Genomic DNA, 3,251 nt, shown 5'->3' with positions numbered 1-3,251 from the left:
CAAGGGTGGCTCCACGCAAACTGGCGTTCACGCTTCAAAGCCCACCACCTATCCTGCACATGTTCGGCCTAATGCCAGTGTGAAGTTGTAGTAAAGGTGCACGGGGTCTTTCCGTCTAACCGCGGGAAACCTGCATCTTGACAGGTAATTCAATTTCGCTGAGTCTATGTTGGAGACAGCGGGGAAGTCGTTACGCCATTCGTGCAGGTCGGAACTTACCCGACAAGGAATTTCGCTACCTTAGGACCGTTATAGTTACGGCCGCCGTTTACCTGGGCTTCAATTCAGAGCTCTCACCCCTCCTTTTAACCTTCAGGCACCGGGCAGGCGTCAGACCCTATACGTCGTCTTGCGACTTCGCAGAGCCCTGTGTTTTTAATAAACAGTCGCCACCCCCTGGTTTGTGCCCCCAGCCAATACTTGCGTAGAAACTGGGCCTCCTTCTCGCGAACTTACGGAGGTATTTTGCCGAGTTCCTTCAACATAGTTCTCTCAAGCGCCTTGGTATTCTCTACCAGTCCACCTGTGTCGGTTTAGGGTACGATCTAGCGATGGAGCTATTTCCAGGAACCTCTAAGCAGCCCATTCAATCCAATAAGGATGAACTACCCTCGAGATCCGTCACTTCCATCTGGCCCAGGAATATTAACCTGGTTCCCATCGACTACGCCTTTCGGCCTCGCCTTAGGGGTCGGCTTACCCTGCTCAGATTAGCTTTAAGCAGGAACCCTTGGACTTTCGGCGACAGTGTCTCTCACACTGTTTGTCGCTACTCATGTCATCATTCTCACTAGTGATCTCTCCACCGGATCGCTCACGCGCCGGCTTCACAGAAAAGACTTTGTCTTTTCTGATCTCTTTCATGCACTACCGCCTTCGGCTACTTGAGTGCGAACACTCTCAGAACCGACATTGGCACTACAAAAGATCAGTAAAGACGTAGCCTTATGTCACACTACGCTCTGCTACCATGCACTATGTGCATCCTAAGCTTCGGCTCATGGCTTGAGCCCCGTTACATCTTCGCCGCAAGACAACTTATTTAGACCAGTGAGCTGTTACGCTATCTTTAAAGGATGGCTGCTTCTAAGCCAACCTCCTGGTTGTTTTGGTCGTCTCACCTGCTTTCCCACTTAGCCATGAATTAGGGGCCTTAGCTGTAGGTCAGGGTTGTTTCCCTCTCCACGACGGACGTTAGCATTCGCCGTGTGTCTGCCATCTAGTACTCCTCGGTATTCGGAGTTTGGTTAGGATCAGTAAGCCTGTGGGGCCCCATTACCCATCCAGTGCTCTACCCCCGAGGGTATTCGGATGACGCTCTACCTAAATAGATTTCGCAGAGAACCAGCTATCTCCGAGTTTGATTGGCCTTTCACCCCTAGGCACAGCTCATCCCGATCCTTTTCAACGGATGTGGGTTCGGTCCTCCAGTACGTGTTACCGTACCTTCAACCTGGCCATGCCTAGATCACTCGGTTTCGGGTCTGATCCCACGAACTCGACGCCCTATTAAGACTCGCTTTCGCTGCGCCTACACCTAACGGCTTAAGCTTGCTCGTGAGACCAAGTCGATGACCCATTATACAAAAGGTACGCCGTCACAAGACTGGAGATCAATTTGGATATCAGAAGTCGAAAGTGTACCGCACCACCAGCGTTTCGCTGCCCGGGTTGGTATCTTCGATATCTGCGTTGGATTTATGGTCAATTGCCAGCGAGATCCGGCTGCTGTCTGTCAGCTTGTAGCCAACACCCAGAAGCGTTCTGAACTGTAAATTGCCATCCAATGGCGTGCCACCACTGCCCTGATCATAATAGCCGGGCATAAAACTGCCTTCGACAAACCAGGGCCCTTCACCGATCGACCATAACGCATAGACCCCCACACCGACAAAGACATCTCCATCTCCATCGATCTGGGCAGCACCCGCCAGGGAATACCCCGCTCTGGATCCCGTAAAAAACGGGTCCGCGTGGTATTCAACGACCAGGGCACCAGCCTGTGTATCCGTTTGATCCAAAACATCATCATAGCCGAGCCCGAGGACAAATTCGCCTGCGGAAACGGAAGATGAGATCAGGGTGAAGGTCAGTATGGAAGCTATATATTTCATAGGCTTCCAATGACATCCAAATTGAACTCCAGTCAAGCTCCGACTGATTGTAGGCGTTCGGTTTCAGGTACTGTTTCACTCCCCTCGTCGGGGTGCTTTTCACCTTTCCCTCACGGTACTGGTTCACTATCGGTCAGTAAGGAGTACTTAGCCTTCGAAGGTGGTCCTCCGATCTTCAGACAGAATTTCACGTGTTCCGCCCTACTTAATACGTCCAATCATGCTTCTTATACGGGACTATCACCCACTCTGGTTGCGCATTCCAACGCATTCTAACCACACTCATGGCTCGGCTGGTCCCCGTTCGCTCGCCGCTACTAGGGGAGTATCAATTGATTTCCTTTCCTCCGGGTACTTAGATGTTTCAGTTCCCCGGGTTTGCTTTTATAAACCTATGTATTCAGTCTATAAATACCTGTTTTACCGCATTATTAGCCGATCCCGAAGGATCAATAATAACACAGTATCAGGTGGGTTGCCCCATTCAGAAATCCATGGATCAAAGGTTATTCTCACCTCCCCATGGCTTATCGCAGAGTATCACGTCTTTCATCGCCTCTTACTGCCAAGGCATTCACCAAACGCCCTTTTCGCGCTTGATTTGATCCAGAAAAAGAAAGACTTGCGCCCATCGCGATCCGCACAGCTGGTAACTAAATACGGATCTTTATTCTGAACCAAAAGCATACTTTTTCCCGCCTGGTTCCGTGCGGAACCAGACAATGGACGATCGTGCGATCGTCCGGGTTAGTGTACTTGACTTGGACAACTCTGTTCGTTTCAGCCGGGATACACATAAATAAGCGAGGAAACACTCGATTTATATGCCTTCCACCGAAGTGGAACCGAACTGAGATCATCACCTTACTCGGCGGGATCAAACAGTGTTGTAATTGTATCTCTCTATACGATGTAAAAGATGATGACCGAAGCCATCAAACGTCCGATTGGACGGCTAAACACTTCGTAGTGCTTAGCGATCTAATCGAGCAGGGTTGCCTGGGGTTGTCCCTCTCATCGTTCCTGCGAAACGACTGCCGGGACGTCGCACTTTTCGCTTTGCAAAGAAGTGCTTGGTGGAGCCTAGCGGGATCGAACCGCTGACCTCCTGAATGCAAATCAGGCGCTCTCCCAGCT

1 tRNA gene and 1 rRNA gene (1 of these 2 cut by a window edge) are annotated in these 3,251 nt (G+C 50.7%); both read right to left on the bottom strand.

Annotation, left to right across the window (positions count from 1 at the left end):
* Window positions 1–2,716 (bottom strand): 23S ribosomal RNA (locus Q0802_RS24500); the annotation flags it as partial.
* Between the two features lie 472 nt (window positions 2,717–3,188).
* A tRNA-Ala gene (locus Q0802_RS24495) sits at window positions 3,189–3,251 on the bottom strand; it runs 13 nt beyond the window's last position.

The organism is uncultured Roseobacter sp. (genome assembly GCF_947495275.1).
Taxonomy (GTDB): domain Bacteria; phylum Pseudomonadota; class Alphaproteobacteria; order Rhodobacterales; family Rhodobacteraceae; genus Roseobacter.
Note: the sequence above shows the minus strand (reverse complement) of the source record. Positions and strands in the feature narration are given on the sequence as shown.